This is a genomic window from Nonomuraea sp. NPDC049421 (assembly GCF_040677005.1).
Taxonomy (GTDB): Bacteria; Actinomycetota; Actinomycetes; order Streptosporangiales; family Streptosporangiaceae; genus Nonomuraea; species Nonomuraea salmonea.
Window position 1 is genome coordinate 12,357 of the sequence record NZ_JBFAQA010000048.1, and the last position, 17,653, is coordinate 30,009.

Annotated in this window: 5 protein-coding genes; 4 read left to right on the top strand and 1 reads right to left on the bottom strand. The window is 74.3% G+C overall.

Annotated features, from left to right (window positions below):
* The first annotated feature begins 78 nt into the window (after nucleotides 1-78).
* From AB0K18_RS47450 to AB0K18_RS47460, 3 genes are read left to right on the top strand one after another with little or no spacing between them, the layout of a single operon-like run.
* Nucleotides 79-291: an MbtH family NRPS accessory protein gene (locus AB0K18_RS47450; RefSeq protein WP_364365569.1), complete on the top strand. Its 213-nt coding sequence runs from the start codon at nucleotides 79-81 to the stop codon at nucleotides 289-291.
* Nucleotides 288-3,755, top strand: coding sequence for an amino acid adenylation domain-containing protein (locus AB0K18_RS47455; protein ID WP_364928872.1), 3,468 nt, complete (start codon nucleotides 288-290; stop codon nucleotides 3,753-3,755). Before AB0K18_RS47450 ends, AB0K18_RS47455 begins: the two co-directional genes overlap by 4 nt.
* Complete coding sequence (locus AB0K18_RS47460) at nucleotides 3,752-15,421, top strand: amino acid adenylation domain-containing protein (RefSeq protein WP_364928874.1); 11,670 nt, start codon at nucleotides 3,752-3,754, stop codon at nucleotides 15,419-15,421. Before AB0K18_RS47455 ends, AB0K18_RS47460 begins: the two co-directional genes overlap by 4 nt.
* Before the next feature lie 43 nt (nucleotides 15,422-15,464).
* Here the strand turns inward: AB0K18_RS47460 and AB0K18_RS47465 are convergent, their stop codons facing one another.
* Nucleotides 15,465-16,466, bottom strand: coding sequence for a methyltransferase (locus tag AB0K18_RS47465; protein ID WP_364928877.1), 1,002 nt, complete (start codon nucleotides 16,464-16,466; stop codon nucleotides 15,465-15,467).
* Between the two features lie 167 nt (nucleotides 16,467-16,633).
* Here AB0K18_RS47465 and AB0K18_RS47470 point away from each other — a divergent pair, with 167 nt between their 5' ends.
* Entirely contained in the window at nucleotides 16,634-17,647 is a 1,014-nt protein-coding gene (locus AB0K18_RS47470; protein WP_364928880.1) for a 3-oxoacyl-[acyl-carrier-protein] synthase III C-terminal domain-containing protein, read from the top strand.
* The last annotated feature ends 6 nt before the right edge of the window (nucleotides 17,648-17,653 follow it).

Below are 17,653 nucleotides of genomic sequence, written 5' to 3' on the forward strand. Positions count from 1 at the left end.
GTATAGGGCAGATATTGGGTCGTACCCGATCGTGACGCCATTGGGCTGACATCCGTCACGATCGGAAGAGGTGAGCCGGTGTCCGGCGAGCAGAACGACACCTACCTCGTCGTCGTCAACGACGAGGAGCAGTACTCGATCTGGTGGGCCGACCGTGAGGTGCCCGCCGGGTGGCGTCAGGAAGGCACGCGGGGGCCCCGCGAGGAGTGCCTGGCCCACATCGAGCGCGTATGGACCGACATGCGCCCGCTCAGCCTGCGTACCCGCATGGACGAGGCCGAGGTGAAATGAGCGACGTCGAGCCGCGCCTGTCTCCTGGCCTGTCTCCGGACCTGTCTCCTGGCCTGTCTCCGCGCCCGTTCTCGGGCCTGCTTCCCGGCCTGTTCGCCGCCCAGGCGGCGCGGACCCCCGGGGCCGTGGCCGTCGTGGACGGCGGGCGGGAGCTGGACTACGCGACGCTGGAGCGCCGTGCCAACCAGGTCGCCAACGGGCTGCTGGCCAGGGGCGTACGGCCGGAGACGCCGGTCGGCGTCTGCCTGCGGCGCGGTGCCGGCCTGGTGGCCGCCCTGCTCGGCGTGTGGAAGGCGGGGGCGGCGTACGTCCCCCTCGACCCCGACCACCCCGCCGACCGCACGCACTGGATCCTGACCGACACCGCCACCCCGCTCGTCCTGACCGACCCCGACCCCGACTGGGACCTGGTGCTGCCGGACGGTGTGGTGCGGGTCGCCATGGACGCCTTCGACGGCGAGTCCGCCACGGCGCCGGACGTCGCCGCCGACCCAGACCGGCTCGCCTACGTGATCTACACCTCCGGCTCGACCGGCCGGCCCAAGGGGGTGCTGATCGGGCACGGCGCCATCGCCAACCGGGTCAGGTGGACGGTGCGGGAGCACGGGCTCGGCCCGGCCGACCGGGTGTTGCAGAAGACGACGCTGACGTTCGACGCGGCCGGGTGGGAGATCTTCGCGCCGCTCATCAGCGGCGGCGCCGTGGTGCTCGCCCCGCACGGCGCCGAGCGCGACCCGGCGGCGCTGCTGCGCGCGGTCGCCGCGTACGACGTGTCCGTGCTCCAGGTCGTGCCCTCGCTGCTGCGGCTGCTGGTGGACGAGCCGGGCTGGCGGGAGTGCGGGTCGCTGCGGCTGCTGTTCTCGGCCGGTGAGCCGCTGGACGCCGAGCTGTGCGAGCTCGTACGCAAGCGGCTCCCCGTGACGATCTGGAACACCTACGGCCCCACCGAGTGCGCCATCGACGTGACCGCCCACCCGGCCGACCCGGGGCAGAGCGCGGGCCGGGTGCCGATCGGACGGCCGATCGACGGCATCAGGCTGCGCGTGCTCGACGAGGGCGGCGCGCTCACGCCACTCGGAGCCCCGGGAGAGCTGCACGCGGGCGGCGCCGGCCTGGCCCGCGGCTACCTGGGCAGGCCCGCCCTGACCGCCGAACGTTTCCTGCCCGACCCGTACGGCCCGCCCGGCAGCCGCATGTACCGCACCGGCGACCTGGTCAGGTGGCGGCCCGACGGCACGCTCGACTACGACGGCCGCATCGACGCGCAGGTCAAGGTCAACGGCGTGCGGATCGAGCCGGGCGAGGTGGAGTCGGTCCTGCTGACGCATCCCGGGCTGCGCGGGGCCGCCGTGACGGCCGGTCCGGGGGCCGACGGCGCGGCCCGGCTGGTCGCGTACGTCGTGGGCCGGGACGGCGAGCCGCCGCAGGCCGCCGCGCTGCGCGCGTACCTGCGTGACCGGCTGCCGGACGCGCTGGTGCCGTCCCTGTTCGTGCCGCTCGCCGCGCTGCCGGTGACGACCAGCGGCAAGGTGGACAGGGCCGCGCTGCCCGCGCCTGACTTCGACGCGACGTCCGATGGCCCGGCCAGGCCGCTCACGGACGCCGAGCAGACCGTGGCCCGCGTCTGGCAGGACCTGCTCGGCGTCACCGGCGTGCGCGCCGACGACGACTTCTTCCAGCGCGGCGGCTCCTCGCTGCTGCTGGCCAGGCTGGCGGCCAGGCTGAGCGCCGCCGTGGGCCGCGAGGTGGCCGTGCACCGGCTGTTCGCCGCCGGCACGGTGGCCGAGCAGGCGCGGCTCGTCGAGGAGGCCGCCGAGCCGGTCGCCACGGTGCCGCGCGCGCCCAGGGACCGGCCGCTGCCGCTCTCCGTCGAGCAGCACCAGCTCTGGTTCCTCGACAGGATGGACCCGGGCAACCCCGAGTGGGTGACGCCGCTGCTGGTCCCGCTGCCCGCCGGTCTCGGCACGGCGACGGTCGAACGCGCCATGACGGCGCTTCTCGCCCGGCACGAGGTGCTGCGCACCCGCTACCACATGGAGGGCGGCGAGCCCCGGCAGGTCGTCGACGACCCCGCCCCGGTCACCCTCCCCGTGGCCGACCGCCCGGACGACCCCGCCGCGCTGGCCGAGCTGCTCGCCGGCGTGTTCCGCGAGGGCTTCGACCTGGTCCGCGGCCCCGTCTGGCGCGCCCTCCTGGTCGGCGGCCAGGGCGCCGCCCCGGACGGAGAGGCCGCATCGCCGGGGGATCAGGGCAGCGGGGGCCACATGCTGGCGCTGGCCGTGCATCACATCGCCTCGGACGGACAGTCGTCGGTGCTGCTCGGCGCCGAGATCAGGGAGCTGTGCGCCGCACTGGCGGCCGGCCGGGAGCCCGAGCTGGCGCCGCTGCCCGTCCAGTACGCCGACTACGCCGTCTGGCAGCGCGACCGCATGACGGAGGCGTTCCTGGAGCCGCAGCTCGCCTTCTGGCGGGAGGAGCTGGCCGACCTGCCCAGGCTCGACCTGCCTGTGGACCACCCGCGCCCGGCCGTCCGCGACCCGCGCGGCGCCACGCTCACCTTCGAGGTGCCGCGCTCCTGCTCGGACGGCCTCGCGGAGCTGAGCCGCCGCAGGGGCACGACCCCGCTGGCGGCGTACCTGACGGCGTTCTGCACGCTGCTGGCCCGCTGGAGCGGCCAGTGGGACGTGCCGCTCGGCGTGCCCACGGCGGGCAGGACCAGGCCGGAGCTGGCCGGGGTCGCGGGCCCGTTCCACAACACGCTCGTCGTGCGGTGCGCGCTGGAGCCCGAGATGAGCTTCGAGTCCGCGATGGACGCCGTATGGGAGCGCAACAGGCGCGCGCTGGCCCACCGAGACGTGCCGTTCGAGCGGGTCGTGGAGGCGCTGGCCCCGGCGCGCGACCTGTCGCGGACCCCGCTCTACCAGGTGATGTTCAACTTCATGGAGGAGGGCGTCACCGTATCGGGCGGCGGCGACCTCGACCCGCTGCGGGACGTCTGGGGAGTTGCCAAGACCGACCTGACCCTGTTCCTGCACACCGCTCCCGACGGGAGCGTGAAAGGCATCATCGAGTACGCCACCTCCCTGTTCGACGAGCCCACGATCGCCAGGATGGCCGAGCACTACCTGCGCCTGCTGGCGGCGGCACCGGGCGGAGCGACGCTGCGTGAGCTGGGCGCGCACGCCGACGCGCCGCGCGGCCCCATCGAGCGGCTGCTCGCCGAGCGCTGCTCGGAGCTGCTCGGCCGCGAGGTCGGCGTGATGCAGAACTTCTTCCACCTGGGCGGCACGTCCCGGCTGGCGCTCACGCTGATGGCGCAGGTGCAGGAGGACTTCGATCTCGACCTGCCGGTCCGGCTGATCTTCGAGCGCCCCTCGGTCGCGCGGCTGGCCGAGGCCGTCCGCGCGCTCGCCGGCGCGGGACCGGACCAGCAACCGACGGTAGTAGAGGAGCAGCGGGCATGACGCAGATCGACATCGAGCGCGAGGAGGCCCTGCTGCGCCGCCGGGCCGGCGGCCGGTCGCGGATCCCGCGGGCCGACCGCGGGGCGCCGCTGCCGCTGTCGTACGGGCAGCAGCAGATGTGGTTCCTCAACCGCCTCGAACCGGACAGCCCCGAATACCTCGTCCCCATGATCCTGCGGCTGACCGGCCCGGTGGACGTGGCGGCGCTGCGCCGCGCGATCGACGAGATCGCCGCCCGGCACGAGATCCTGCGCACCCGCTACGCGGTGGCGGGGGCCGAGCCGGTGCAGCTCGTCGACCCGCCGGGCGAGGTCCCCTTCCGGGTGGACGACCTGCGCGGCGGCGACGAGGAAAGGGCCCTGCGGATCGCCGAGGACGAGGTGGCCCGCGGTATGGACCTGGCCGAGGAGTGGCCGGTCAGGGTCCGCCTGGTGCGCGTCGCCGACGAGCTGAGCCTGCTGGTGGTGGTCTTCCACCACATCGCGTGCGACGAGTGGTCGCTGCGCCTGTTCGAGGAGGAGCTGAGCGCCCTCTACCGCGCTCCCGGCGCGCTGCCGCAGCCGCCGCTCCAGTACGCCGACTACGCCGCCCACCAGCGGGCCAGGGCCGCCGACGGCGCCTTCGACGGCACCTTGAGCTACTGGCGCGAGCAGCTGGCCGACCTCGTCCCGACCGAGCCGCCCGCCGACCGGCCGCGCCCCGACGTACGGGACTGGCGCGGCGCGGCGGTCCCCATCGAGGTGGACGCCCGGCTCGGCGCGGCGCTGCGCGAGATCGCCAGGGGCCGCGAGACGACGCTGTTCACCGTCCTGCTGGCCGGCTTCCAGGCGCTGCTCGCCCGCTACACCGGCAGGACCGACGTCACCGTCGGCACCGTGGTCTCCGACCGCAACAGGCCGGAGCTGCAGGGCATGTTCGGCTACGGCATCAACAGCCTCGTCATGCGCGGCCGGTGGCGGCCGGGCGAGACGTTCGCGGGCCTGCTGGCCGGCACGCAGGCGGCCGTGCTCGACGCGCTCGACCACCAGGACATGCCGTTCTCCCGGCTCGTGGACGAGCTGGAGCCGGCCCGCGACCGCTCGCGCACGCCGCTGTTCCGGGTGGCGTTCACCATGCACGAGCCCAAGGCCGCCGCGCTCGACCTGCCGGGCGTGCGGGCCGAGTCGCTGGAGGCGCCCTGGCGGATCTCCAAGTTCGACCTCACGCTCCAGCTCCAGGAGGCGCCCGACGGGTCGCTGATCGGGCAGGTCGAGTACGCCACCGCGCTGTTCGACCGGGAGACGATCGAGCGCACGGCCGCGAACCTGGTGCGCCTGCTGGCCGGCATCGCCGCCGCGCCCGACACCCCGGTCGACCGCCTGGACCTGCTCGGTCCTGACGAGCTGGCGCTCGCCACCGGCCCGGTGCGGCCTCGGCCCGCCGACCCGCGTACGCTGCCCGAGGCGTTCCTTGAGCAGGTCAGAGCCACGCCGGGTGCGGTCGCGGTCACCGACGGCGGCCGTCATCTGACCTACGCCGAGCTGAACGCGCGGGCCAACCGGCTGGCGCACCGGCTGCGCGGCGCCGGCGTCGGCGCGGGGTCGCTCGTGGGCGTCTGCCTCGACCGCAGCGCCGAGCTGGTGGTGACGCTGCTGGCGGTGCTGAAGGCGGGCGGGGCGTACCTGCCGCTGGATCCGGCGTACCCGGCGGACCGGCTGGCGTTCATGGTGTCGGACGCGGGCGTGCCCGTCGTCGTCACCCGCTCGGAGCACCTGGAGCTGGTCGAGCGGGTGCACGGCGGCGAGGTGATCGTCCTCGACCGGGACGCCGCCGCCATCGAGAGCCACCCGGACACCGACCTCGGCCCCGCCTCCGTCCCGGGCGACCTCATCTACGTGATCTACACCTCGGGGTCCACGGGCCGGCCGAAGGGCATGTGCCTGACGCACGCCAACGTGCTGCGCCTGCTGACGGCCACCCGCGAGCGGTTCGGGTCCGGCCCTGACGACGTGTGGCCGATGTTCCACTCCTACGCCTTCGACGTGTCGGTGTGGGAGCTGTGGGGCGCGCTGCTGCACGGCGGCCGGCTGGTGATCGTGCCGTTCGACACGGCGAGATCGCCGGACGACCTGATGGACCTGCTGGTCGAGCAGCGGGTGACGGTGCTGAACCAGACGCCTGGAGCCTTCTACCGGCTGGTGCGCCTCGCCGCGCAGGGCGACCCCCGCGTGGACCGGCTCGCGCTGCGCCTGGTGATCTTCGCCGGCGAGCGGCTGGAGATGCCCGACCTGCGCCCGTGGACCGACCGGCGCGGCCTCACCGCGCCCGCCCTGGTCAACATGTACGGCATCACCGAGACGACCGTGCACGTCACCCACTACGAGGTGGCGGAACGTGACCTCGAACCCGCCGAGGCGTCCCCCGTCGGGCGGCCCATCGACGACCTGTGGGTGGTGCTGCTCGACGAGCGCGGCAACGTCGTGCCGCTCGGCGCGACCGGCGAGATCTGCGTGGGCGGCGCGGGCGTCGGCCGCGGCTACCTCGACCGGCCAGGGCTGACCGCGCAGCGGTTCGTGCCCGACCCGTACGGCCCGCCCGGCTCGCGGCTCTACCGCAGCGGCGACCTCGCGCGGCGGCGGCCGGATGGCGGCCTCGAATACCTGGGCCGCATCGACGACCAGGTCAAGATCCGCGGCTACCGGGTCGAGCCGGGCGAGATCCAGGCCCGGCTGCGGGCCGACGACCGGCTGCGCGACGCCGTGGTCGTGGCCCGCGAGGACGTGCCGGGCGCCGCCAGGCTCATCGCGTACGTCGTGCCGGCCGACCCCGCCGCCTTCGACCCGGGCGAGCTGCGCGCGACGCTGGCCGGGTCGCTGCCCGACTACATGGTTCCCGCCGCGTTCGTGCCGGTGGCCGAGATCCCGCTGACCGCGCAGGGCAAGGTGGACCGCCGCGCCCTGCCCGCGCCGGGCGACGCGGCACTGCCCGCCGGAGCCGGCTACGTGGCGCCGCGCACCGCGATCGAGGAGCTCATCGCCACCGTGTGGACGGAGACGCTGCCCACCGGTCGCGTCGGCGTGCACGACGACTTCTTCGAGCTGGGCGGCGACTCCATCCTGGCCGTCGTGCTGGCGGGCGGCCTGCGCGACGCGGGCCTGGACGTCCGGGTCGCCGACCTGTTCGAGACGCGGACCGTGGCCACGCTGGCGGCCCGGCTGGACGAGCGCGGCGGTGAGGAGGAGAGCCGGTCCGGTGGCCTGACGCCGGTGCGGCCGTTCGCGCTGCTCACGGAGCAGGACCGGGCCAAGGTGCCCGGCGGGGTGCTGGACGCGTACCCGATGTCGCGGCTGCAGACCGGCATGGTCGTCGAGATGCTCTCCGACGGAGACCTTAACCTCTACCTCAACGCCACCGCCTTCCGCGTGCTCGACGACCGTCCCCTGGAGCCCGACCTGCTGCGCGAGGCGACCCGCACGGTCGTCGGCCGGCACGAGGCGCTGCGCACCTCGCTCGCGCTCACCGGCTACTCGGCGCCGATGCAGCTCGTGCACCGCCCGGAGGACGTCGAGGTGAACGTGCCGGTCGCCGACCTCGGCGACCTCGACCTGGACGGGCAGCGCGTGGCCGTGCGCGCGTTCGTCACCAGCGAGCGGACCCGGCTGTTCGACCTGGCGAAACCGCCGCTGATCCGGGTCTCCGCGCACCGCTGCGCCGCCGAGGGCTGGTGGATCACCATCACCGAGTGCCACGCCGTCCTGGAGGGCTGGAGCTACCACTCGCTGCTCATGGAGATCCTCACCGTCTACCGGGCGCTGCGCGACGGGACCGAGGCGACGCTCGCCGACCTGCCCGCCATCAGGTACGCCGACTTCATCGCCGCCGAGCAGGCCGTGCTCGCCGACGACGCGGAACGGGCGTACTGGCGCTCGATCGTCACCTCCGTCCCCAAGTTCGCGCTGCCCGCCGGGCTCGGCGCGGGCCAGGACGCGCCCAGGCGGGAGTACCGCATCCGCATCCCGCTGGCCGGCTACGAGGAGGGGCTGCGGGCTGCGGCGAGCGCGGCGGGCGTCCCGCTGAAGAGCATGCTGCTCGCCGCGCACATGAAGGTCATGAGCACGCTCACCGACCAGCGCGCCTTCTTCACCGGCCTGGTCTTCCACGCCAGGCTGGAGGCGCCGGGCGCGGACCGGGTGCACGGCCTCTACCTCAACACGCTGCCCTTCCCGTACGAGCGGGGCGCCCGCACCTGGGGCGAGCTGGCGCGCCGGCTGTTCGAGCAGGAGACCGAGCTCTGGTCCCACCAGCGCTTCCCCATGCCGGAGATCCAGCGCGACGCGGGCCCCGAGCGGCTCATCGACACCCGCTTCGTCTACCTGGACTTCCACCAGGTGGACACCGACCTGTTCGACGGCGACTCGGTCATCGACGACAGCCCGACGGAGTTCGGCCTGGGCGTGCACATCCTGGCCGGCCACCTCATGGTCACCGCCAACGTGCAGCACGTCTCGGAGGAGGCGGTGGACCGGCTCGGCGCGATGTACCGGGCCGCGCTGGAGTCCATCGCCGAGGGTCCCGACGGGGACGCCGACGCGGTGCTGCTGCCGCCCGGCGAGTACGACCGGCTCGTCACCGAGCTGAACGTCACCCGCACCCGTCCCGTGGACGCGAGCGTGCTCGACCTGTTCGAGCGGCAGGCGGCCGGCGACCCGGGCGCGGTGGCGGCGGCCTTCGACGGCGGCTCGTGGACGTACGCCGAGCTGGACGCCAGGGCCAACCGCGTGGCGCACCGGCTGCGCGCGCTCGGCGCCGGGCCGGAGAGCGCGGTCGGCGTGCTCGCCGCCCGCGGCCCCGACCTGCTGGCGAGCCTCATCGGGGTGTGGAAGTCGGGCGCCGCGTTCGTGCCGCTCGACCCGTCGTTCCCGGCGGGGCGCATGGCGACGATGCTGGCCGACGCCGGCGCGCGGGCGGTCGTCACCGACACGCCCGACGCGTTCATCGATGTCGATGTCGATGCCGAGGTCGAGATCGAGATCGTGAACCTCGCCGACGCGAGCCTCGACGGGCTGCCCGCCACCTCGCCCGGCGTCCGCACGGACCTGGACGGCGTCGCGCAGATCATCTTCACCTCCGGCTCGACCGGCCGGCCCAAGGGCGTGCTCGTCACCCACCGCGGCCTGGCCAACCACGTGCGCTGGGCGGCGGAGGAGCTGGCCGCGCAGGGCACCACGGGCGCGCCGCTGTTCTCCTCGGTGGCCTTCGACCTCGTCGTCCCGAACGTCTGGGCGCCGCTCGCCACCGGCCAGCCGGTCCGGCTGCTGCCCGCCGACCTCGACCTGTCCAGGCTCGGCCGCGAGCTGGCCGAGCACGGCCCCTACAGCTTCATCAAGCTCACGCCAGGCCACCTCGACGTGCTCGCCGGCCAGCTAAAGGGCGCCCAGGCGGCCAGGCTGGCCGAGATGATCGTGGTGGCGGGCGAGGCGCTGCCGGGCAGCACCGCCCAGCACTGGCTGCGCGTGCTCGGTCCCGGCGGCCTGGTCAACGAGTACGGGCCCACCGAGGCGACGGTCGGCACCTGCACCTATCCGATCATGAAGCGAGAGCGGGACGAGATCGTCCCCATCGGCCGCCCGCTGCCCGGCATGACCATGTACGTCCTCGACGAGCACATGCGGCCGGCGCCCTTCGGCGTCACCGGCGAGCTGTACGTCGGCGGCACCGGCGTCGCCCGCGGCTACGCGGGACGACCTGGGCTGACCGCCGACAGGTTCGTGCCCGACCCGTTCGGGCCGCCAGGGGGCCGCCTCTACCGCACCGGCGACCGGGCCTGGGTGCGCGGCGACGGCGCGGTCTGCTTCGCCGGGCGGGTGGACGACCAGGTCAAGGTGCGCGGCTACCGGGTCGAGCCGGGCGAGATCCGCGTCGTGCTGCTCGACCATCCCGGCGTCAGGGACGCCGTGGTCGTCGTCCGCGCGGGCGAGGCGGGGGACCGGTCGCTGGTCGCGTACTGCGTGCCCGCCGACGCCGCCCTGCCGCCCGCCGCCGAGCTGGCCGCGCACTGCGGCACCCGGCTGCCCGACTACATGGTGCCCGCGCTGTTCGTGCCGCTCGACCGCATCCCGCTCAACGCCAACGGCAAGGTGGACAGGACCGCGCTGCCCGACCCCGACCCGCGCGGCCAGAGCGGCTCCGCCCACGTCGAGCCGCGCAACGAGCTGGAGACGCTGGTCGCCGAGGTGTGGCGCACGGTGCTCGGGCACGAGCGCATCGGCGTGCACGACAACTTCTTCGAGCGCGGCGGCCACTCGATCAGGGCCGTCACCGTGGTGGGCGCGCTGCAGGAGGAGGGCCTGGACGTCTCCGTCCAGGACGTCTTCGAGCACCGCACGGTCGCCGAGCTGGCCGCCACGCTGGCCGGGCGCGAGAAGGCCGGCGAGGAGCGGCGCGCGGTCGAGCCGTTCGCGCTGGTGCCCGCCGCGGACCTGGCCACGCTCCCGGGCGGTATCACCGACGCCTACCCGCTGTCCGAGGTGCAGCGCGGCATGATCGTGGAGATGCTGGCCGGGCAGGAGCACGGCTACTACCACAACACCATGTCGTTCCTCGTCCGCGACCCGCACCCGTTCTCGCTCGACGCGCTGCGCGCCGCCGCCGGAATCGCCGCCGCCCGCCACGAGGCGCTGCGGACCTCCATCAGGCTGTCCGGGCACTCCGTGCCCATGCAGCTCGTCCACGAGAGCGCCGAGATCCCGGTCCGCGTGCTCGACCTGCGTGGCCTCGACGACGGCGGTCGCGAGCTGGCCATGCGGAACTTCCGCGCCCAGGAGCGCGCCCACCGGTTCGACCTGGAACGGCCGCCGCTGATCAGGATCACCGCGCTGCTCAAGGACGACGCGTCGTGGTGGCTGTCGTTCACCGTGCTGCACGCGGTCAGCGAGGGCTGGAGCTTCCATGGCCTGCTCATGGAGCTGCTCGACGACTACCGCGCGCTCAGAGACGGCGCCGGGCCGCCCCGCGTCGAGCCGCCGTCCGTCCGCTACGCCGACTTCATCGCCGCCGAGCTGCGCGCGCTCGAATCGGCCGACGACCGCGCCTACTGGCGCGAGGTCGTCACCGGCAGGCCCGGCTTCGCGCTGCCCGCCGCCTGGGGCGAGCCGCATCTGCCGCGCGAGGACTACCACGTCGTCCTCATGTACGCCGACCTCGAGGAGCGCCTGCGCGCCCTGGCCGCCCAGGCCGGCGCCTCGCTGAAGAGCGTGCTGCTCGCCGCCCACCTCAAGGTGCTCGGCATGCTCACCTCGGAGCCCGAGTTCGTCACCGGCCTGGTGTGCAACGGGCGGCTGGAGGCCCAGGGCGGCGAGCGCGTCTACGGCATGCACCTCAACACGCTGCCGTTCGCGTACGACAGGGGCGCCAGGACCTGGCTCGACCTCATCCGGCGGACCTTCGACGGCGAGCTGGCCCTGTGGCCGCACCGCAGGTTCCCCATGCCGGTCATCCAGCGGGAGCTGGGCGACGGGCGCAGGCTCATCGGCACGGCGTTCAGCTACCAGGACTTCGACCAGGTGGACACCGGCCTGATCGACGTCACCGCCACCGAGGGCGAGGACCCGACGGAGTTCGCGCTCGGGGTGCCGGCCACGCCGACGTACCTCATCCTGCGCTCCAACACGCACGCCATGAGCCGGCGCAACGCCGACCGGCTGGCCGCGATGCACCGCGCGGTGCTGGAGGCCATGGTGGCCGACCCGGACGGCGACGCCCGCGCCACCTGCCTGCCGCCGTCCGAGCGCACCTCGCGCGAGAGCGTCCCGGCGGTCGAGCACCCGCTGCCCCGCAGCCTGCACGAGGTGTTCGAGCGGCGCGCCCGCGAGACCCCGGACGCCGTCGCGGTCGTGCACCGTGAAGACCCCGGCGGGCGGCTGACCTATGGGGAGCTGGACGTGCGGGCCAACCGGCTCGCGCACCGGCTGCGTGAGCTGGGCGCGGGCCCGGAGACGCTGGTCGGCGTCTGTCTCGAACCCGGCACCGACCTGGTGGTCACGCTGCTGGCCGTGCTCAAGGCCGGCGCCGCGTACCTGCCGCTGCCGCCCACGTCGCCGGCCGACCGGTTGCGGTTCATGCTGGCCGACTCCGGGGCGGCCGTGGCCGTCACCACCGCCGTCCTCGCGCCGTCGGTGACCGCCGAAGGCATCGAGCAGGTGTTGCTCGACACCGGGGCCGCCCGCATCGCCGCACTCCCCGCGACGCCGCCGGAGAGCGGGACGGAGCCGGGTCACCTGGCGTACGTGTGCTACACCTCGGGCTCGACCGGCCGTCCCAAGGGCGTCGCCGTCACCCACGCCAACGTGCTGCGCCTCTACGCGGCCCTGTCGGGGCAGGTCGCCCTCGGCTCCGACAGGACCTGGGCGCTGCTGCACTCCTACGCCTTCGACGTGTCGGTGTGGGAGCTGTGGGGCGCGCTGCTGCACGGCGGCCGGCTGGTGATCGTCCCGACGGAGACCGCCCGCTCGCCCCGCGACCTGCTCGACCTGCTCATCGCCGAGCGGGTGACGACGCTGTCGCTGTCGCCGGTGGCGTTCCGCTCGATGATCGGGGCGGCGGACGGCGACGAGGCCACGCTGGCGCGGCTGTCGCTGCGCGAGGTCGTGTTCGGCGGCGACCGGCTCGAACCGTCCGACCTCGACGCCTGGGGGCTCGACCGGTGCGACCTGGCGCACGCGTACGGGCCGACCGAGTGCACGATCCACGTCACCTACCAGCCGCTCACCCCTGCAGACCTGGGCGCCGGCCTGGGGACAGTGGACGGCGTGCCGATCGGGCGGCCGCTCGACGACGTCCGCACGTACGTGCTGGACCCGTACGGCCACGAGGTCCCGGAAGGGGCGCCTGGCGAGCTGTACGTCGGCGGCGCCGGCGTGGCCCGCGGCTACCTCGGCCGTCCCGGCCTGACCGCGGAACGCTTCGTGCCCGACCCGTTCGGGCCGCCCGGCGCCCGCTACTACCGCACCGGCGACCTGGTACGCCGCAGGGCCGACGGCGCGCTGCACTTCCTCGGCCGGGTGGACGACCAGGTCAAGGTGCGCGGGCACCGCATCGAGCCCGGGGAGATCCAGGCCGTGCTGGCCGCCCATCCCGCCGTGCGGGAGAGCGTGGTCGTGGCGCGCGGCGACGGGCCCGCGCGGCGGCTGGTGGCGTACTGCGTGCCCGACGGCGGGAAGCTGCCGCCGGCCGCCGACCTGGCCGCGTACTGCGGGGAGCGGCTGCCCGACTACATGGTTCCGGCCGCGTTCGTGCCGCTGGAGGCGGTCCCGCTGACCGTGAACGGCAAGCTCGACCAGCGCGCGCTGCCCGCCCCCGACCGGGCCGCCCTGTGGTCGTCGGAACGGGACTTCGTGGCCCCGCGCACCCCGGCCGAGCGCACGCTGGCCGGGATCTGGTCGCGGCTGCTGGGCGTGGACCCCGTGGGGGCGCACGACCGGTTCTTCGACCTCGGCGGCGACTCGCTGACGATACTCAAGGCCATGACCCAGGCCAGGGAGGCCGGCCTGCCGGTGACACTGCGCCTGCTCTACCAGCACGGCTCCATCGCCGAGCTGGCCACCGCCCTCGACGGCGCCGGCGAGCCGGGGGCAGGTCCCGCCCTGACCCCGGCACAGCGCCGGGTCCTGGCCAGGCCGGGCGGGCACCGCTACGACCACTGGCAGCTCCGCGTCCCCGTCCCCGAGCAGATCGACGCGGCGACGCTGGCGGACGCCCTGCACGCCGTCGCCGCCCACCACGCGATCCCGGTGTCGTTCCGCCGGGTCGAGGCCGACGACCGGGCGGCGGCGGCCGCGTACGAGCGGCTCGACCCGGAGCACGGGCCGCTGCTCAGCGCCGTGCTCGCCACGACGGGAGCGGACCGGCCGGTGCTGATCCTCGCCGTCCACGAGCTCGCCGCCGACCGCGCCTCCCTGCCCATCCTCCTGCGCGACCTGGAGACCGCCTGCCGCGGCTCCGCGCTGCCGGAAGGGGACGGCGGGACGCTGCGGCGGTGGGCCGCCGCGCTGCCGGAGCCTGAGGACCTGATGGCCCAGGCCCACCACTGGCTCACCAGGACGCCCGCGCCCCCGCTCCCGCTGGACCACCCGTCCGGCACGGGGACCGTGCGGTCGCTGAGCGTGCCGCTGCCCGAGCCGGTGCCGTCGCGGGAGGAGGTGCTGGCCGCGCTGGCGGTCGTGCTCGCCCGCTGGAGCGGCGGCGACCGCGTGCTGCTCGACGTGGAGACCAGGGCGGGCCACGCGCCGCAGGACGCGGCCGGGCCGTTCGCGCACCGGTTCCCGGTGAGCCTGTGGGTGCCGCCGCAGCGCGCGTCGGTGCTCGCGTCGGTGGCGGGCCAGCTCGCCGCCGTCCCGGACGAGGGCCTGGGGTACGAGCTGCTGCGCCAGGCGGGCCCGGTCGCCGACGCGCTCGCCGCACTGCCCGCACCCCAGATCAGGTTCGGGTACGAGCCGGGCACACCGGGCGCCTTCGTCCCGGAGCGGATCACGGCGGTCCGCGACCCGCTCGCCCCCCGCGAGTACGTCCTGGAGATCGACGTCATGGGTCCCCGGCTGACGTGGACGTACGCGCTCCACGACGAGGCGACGATCCGCTCCCTGGCCGAGCAGGTCGTCGCGGAGCTCGGCGGGGTGGCGATCCCGTCGCCGGTGCCGACCATGGAGCGGCATCACGTGCCCGGTGTCAGCCTGGCGGTGATCAGGGACGGCAGGATCGCCGGGATCAGCGCGTACGGCCGCCTCGACGCGAGGCGCGGCGACCCCGTGACGCCTGACACGGTGTTCCGGGTGGCGTCGGTGAGCAAGCAGGTGACGTCGCTGGTCACGCTCACGCTGGCCGTGCGCGGCCGGCTGGACCTGGACGCCGACGTCAACGACCTCCTCACCTCCTGGCGGGTGCCGGGGGCGGAGGGCGCGCCGATCACCGTACGGCACCTGCTGGCCAACACCTCGGGCCTGGCCAGGGATCCCGAGTATCCGCCGTACCGCGACGGCGAGCCGGTCCCCACGGTGCTGGACGCGCTGCTGGGCCGGGCACCGGCGCGCACCCCGGCGGTCCGCCGGACCCGCCCGGTGGGGACGTTCGAGAAGAACGTGGTCAACTACCTGGTGCTGGAGCAGCTCCTGACGGACGTCACCGGCGCCGACTTCCCGTCCCTGGCACGGGAGACGGTGCTCGACCCGCTGGGCATGACGGGCAGCGGCTTCGAGGCCGGCTTCCCGCACGGCTCAGGACGCCCGATCGCGCACGGCCACGACGCGTTCGGCACGCCGATCGACGGCTTCGGCCTGATCCACCCGGCGACGGCCGCGGGCGGGCTGTGGACGACGGCGGCGGACCTGGCCCGGGTGCAGCTGGAGATCCGGCGCGCGTACCTTGGCGAGCCTGCCCTGATCACGCGGGAGCTGGCCGGGCAGATGCTCACGGCCACGCCGGGCAGCCTCTACGGCCTGTCCATGGTGGTGGACCGGTCGGAGAAGGAGCTGGACTTCGGCGCGGTGGGCGAGTTCACCGGCTACTGGGCGATGACGATGTGCCGGGTCACCGGCGGCGACGGCTTCGTCCTGCTGGCGAACGGCGACGGCGGTCGCGGGGTGGCGACGTTCATCACGGAGCTGTCCGGCACCCAGCGCTTCGGCGCCGAGTAGCCTTCGGCGGGAACGGCCGGCCCTTCGGGGCCGGCCGTTCCTGTCACTTGCGGTGGCCGATGACGAGGTGTTTCTCGCCGCCGGTTCTGTGCACCTCGCAGTTGGTGAACCCGGCCGCCTCCAGCAGCGCGCAGTACTCGGCGGCGGTGCGGTGCCGGCCCTCGGTCTCGACGTGCATGGTCAGGTTCATGACGGACGTGGGCAGCGGCCCCGTACGGGCGTCGTCGAAGAGCCGTTCCATGATGAGCACCCGCCCAGGCGGCGTGCACGCCCGGTACGCCTTCTCCAGCAGCATCGCGCACGTCGCGTCCGTCCAGTCCGACAGCACGTACCCGAAGGCGATGCAGTCGCCCTGGGGCAGCTCGTCGGCGAAGAAGTCACCCCCCTTGAACGCCAGCCGCCCGATCAGCCCGTGCCGCTGAGCCGATTCGCGCAGGTACGGCTCGACCTGCGGCAGGTCGAAGATCACGGCGTGCAGCGCGGGCGCGTGCTGCAGCGCCGCCGTGGCGAACGGCCCCGTCGCGCCGCCCACGTCCACCAGCCGCGTGACGTCACCGAGCCCGGCCAGCGCGGCGATCTCCTGCGAGGGCGCGTAACTGAGGTCCCACATGGCTCGCAGGAAGTCGCGGGTGGCGGCCTCGTCGCGGTAGAGGGTCTCGAACGGCGAAGGCAGGTCCCGGTCGACCGCCGCCTTGCCCTCGCGCAGGTAGGCGTCGAGCCGCCCCATCCGCTCCACGGTCTCGGTGGCCAGGTGCTCCACGAACCCGCCCAGATAGCGCGGGTCGTCCCTGTCGAGGTACGGCCGCATCGGCTCGGGCACGACGTACCGCTCGTCCGGGGTCTTGCCGAGGACGCCGAAGGCCACGAGGACCAGCAGCACCCGTTCGAGGGTGTCGGCGTCGACGCCCAGGGCGGCGGCCAGCTCAGGGGCCGTGGCGCCGCCGTGGCGGATCAGGTGGGTGAAGACGCCGTGCCGGTCGGCCACGTGGAGGGCCGGGGTCGCGACGACCCCGTATACGGCGCGTTCGAGCTCGCTCGGCAACATGATGCCATCCGTTTCCCGGTGTCGAAAAAAACAATTCCGGCTGGAAAGCCTAACTTCGTTCCCGGAAATCGTCAGGGTGCGGTGACCGCGTATGGCGCCGATTTATCGGAGATGTATAGACGCATTTCCCATAATCGGCGGCGACGGCACGAGCGCGCGGGAGGAAGATGTTCGGGATCGCCGGTTTCGGTTACGCGTTCGGAGCGGACGAGGACGTGCGGGAGGTCGCCGCCGACTACGTGCCCGACCCCGAGCGCATTCTGCGCATGGGTTACCGCACCTTCCACCGGGCCGAGGACGGCGTCACGGGCACCGAGCTCGCCGCGCGGGCCGGCCGGGCGGCGCTCGACCGGGTCGGGCTCGCCCCCGCCGACCTCGACCTGCTCGTGGTGGCGGTGTCGGAGCTGCCCGAATACCTGCACTGGGACTCCTCTGCGGCGCTGGCCAGAGAGCTGAAGATCGACCGCGTCCAGACGCTGCTGCTCACCGAGGGCTGCGCGTGCGGCGTGACCGGCCTCGGCACGGTGGCGGGCACGCTGGCCGTCCAGCCGGAGATCGAGACCGCGCTGTTCGTCGCGGTGAACCGGGTGAGCGAGTTCCACCGCAACCGGATGACGGTCAACACGGCCGTGCACAGCGACGGGGCGGTCGCGGCGGTGCTGCGGCGCGGCCATCCCCGCAACCGGTGGCTGGCCACCCACCAGTTCACCGACCCGGAGTTCTGCGACTGGTTCCGTACGGACTACGGCGGCGCGGTCGCCCCCGTGCCGCCGCCCGGCTGGTCGGCCGCCACGGCCCCGGCCGGCACCGAGCGGGTGCACGCCCACTTCGACAAGAGCCCGCGCCGGCTGCGCGCCTTCGTGGACGCGCTGGCCGCCCGCTCGGCAGAGGTGATCGAGCGGGCCTGCGAGCGGGCCGGCGTGGACCCGGGTGAGCTGACGCACGTCTTCGCGCTGAACGAGAGCGAGGACGCCATCGCCGACGTCGCCCGCCCGTTCGGCATCCCGCCCGAGCGCACCAACGCCGGCCTGGCCGCCGCGCACGGGCACATGGGCGCCGCCGACCAGCTCCTCGCCCTGGGGCGGTGCTGGGACGAGGGCGAGCTGGCGCCCGGCGACCTCGCCGCGCTGACCGGCACCTCGATCGGCATGCGCTGGTACTGCAGCCTCATCAGGGTCTGACCGGAC

Coding starts and splice junctions, on each gene's coding strand:
- AB0K18_RS47470 (WP_364928880.1), top strand. CDS start 16,634: ATGTTCGGGATCGCCGGTTTCGGTTACGCGTTCGGAGCGGACGAGGAC.
- AB0K18_RS47455 (WP_364928872.1), top strand. CDS start 288: ATGAGCGACGTCGAGCCGCGCCTGTCTCCTGGCCTGTCTCCGGACCTG.
- AB0K18_RS47465 (WP_364928877.1), bottom strand. CDS start 16,466: ATGTTGCCGAGCGAGCTCGAACGCGCCGTATACGGGGTCGTCGCGACC.
- AB0K18_RS47460 (WP_364928874.1), top strand. CDS start 3,752: ATGACGCAGATCGACATCGAGCGCGAGGAGGCCCTGCTGCGCCGCCGG.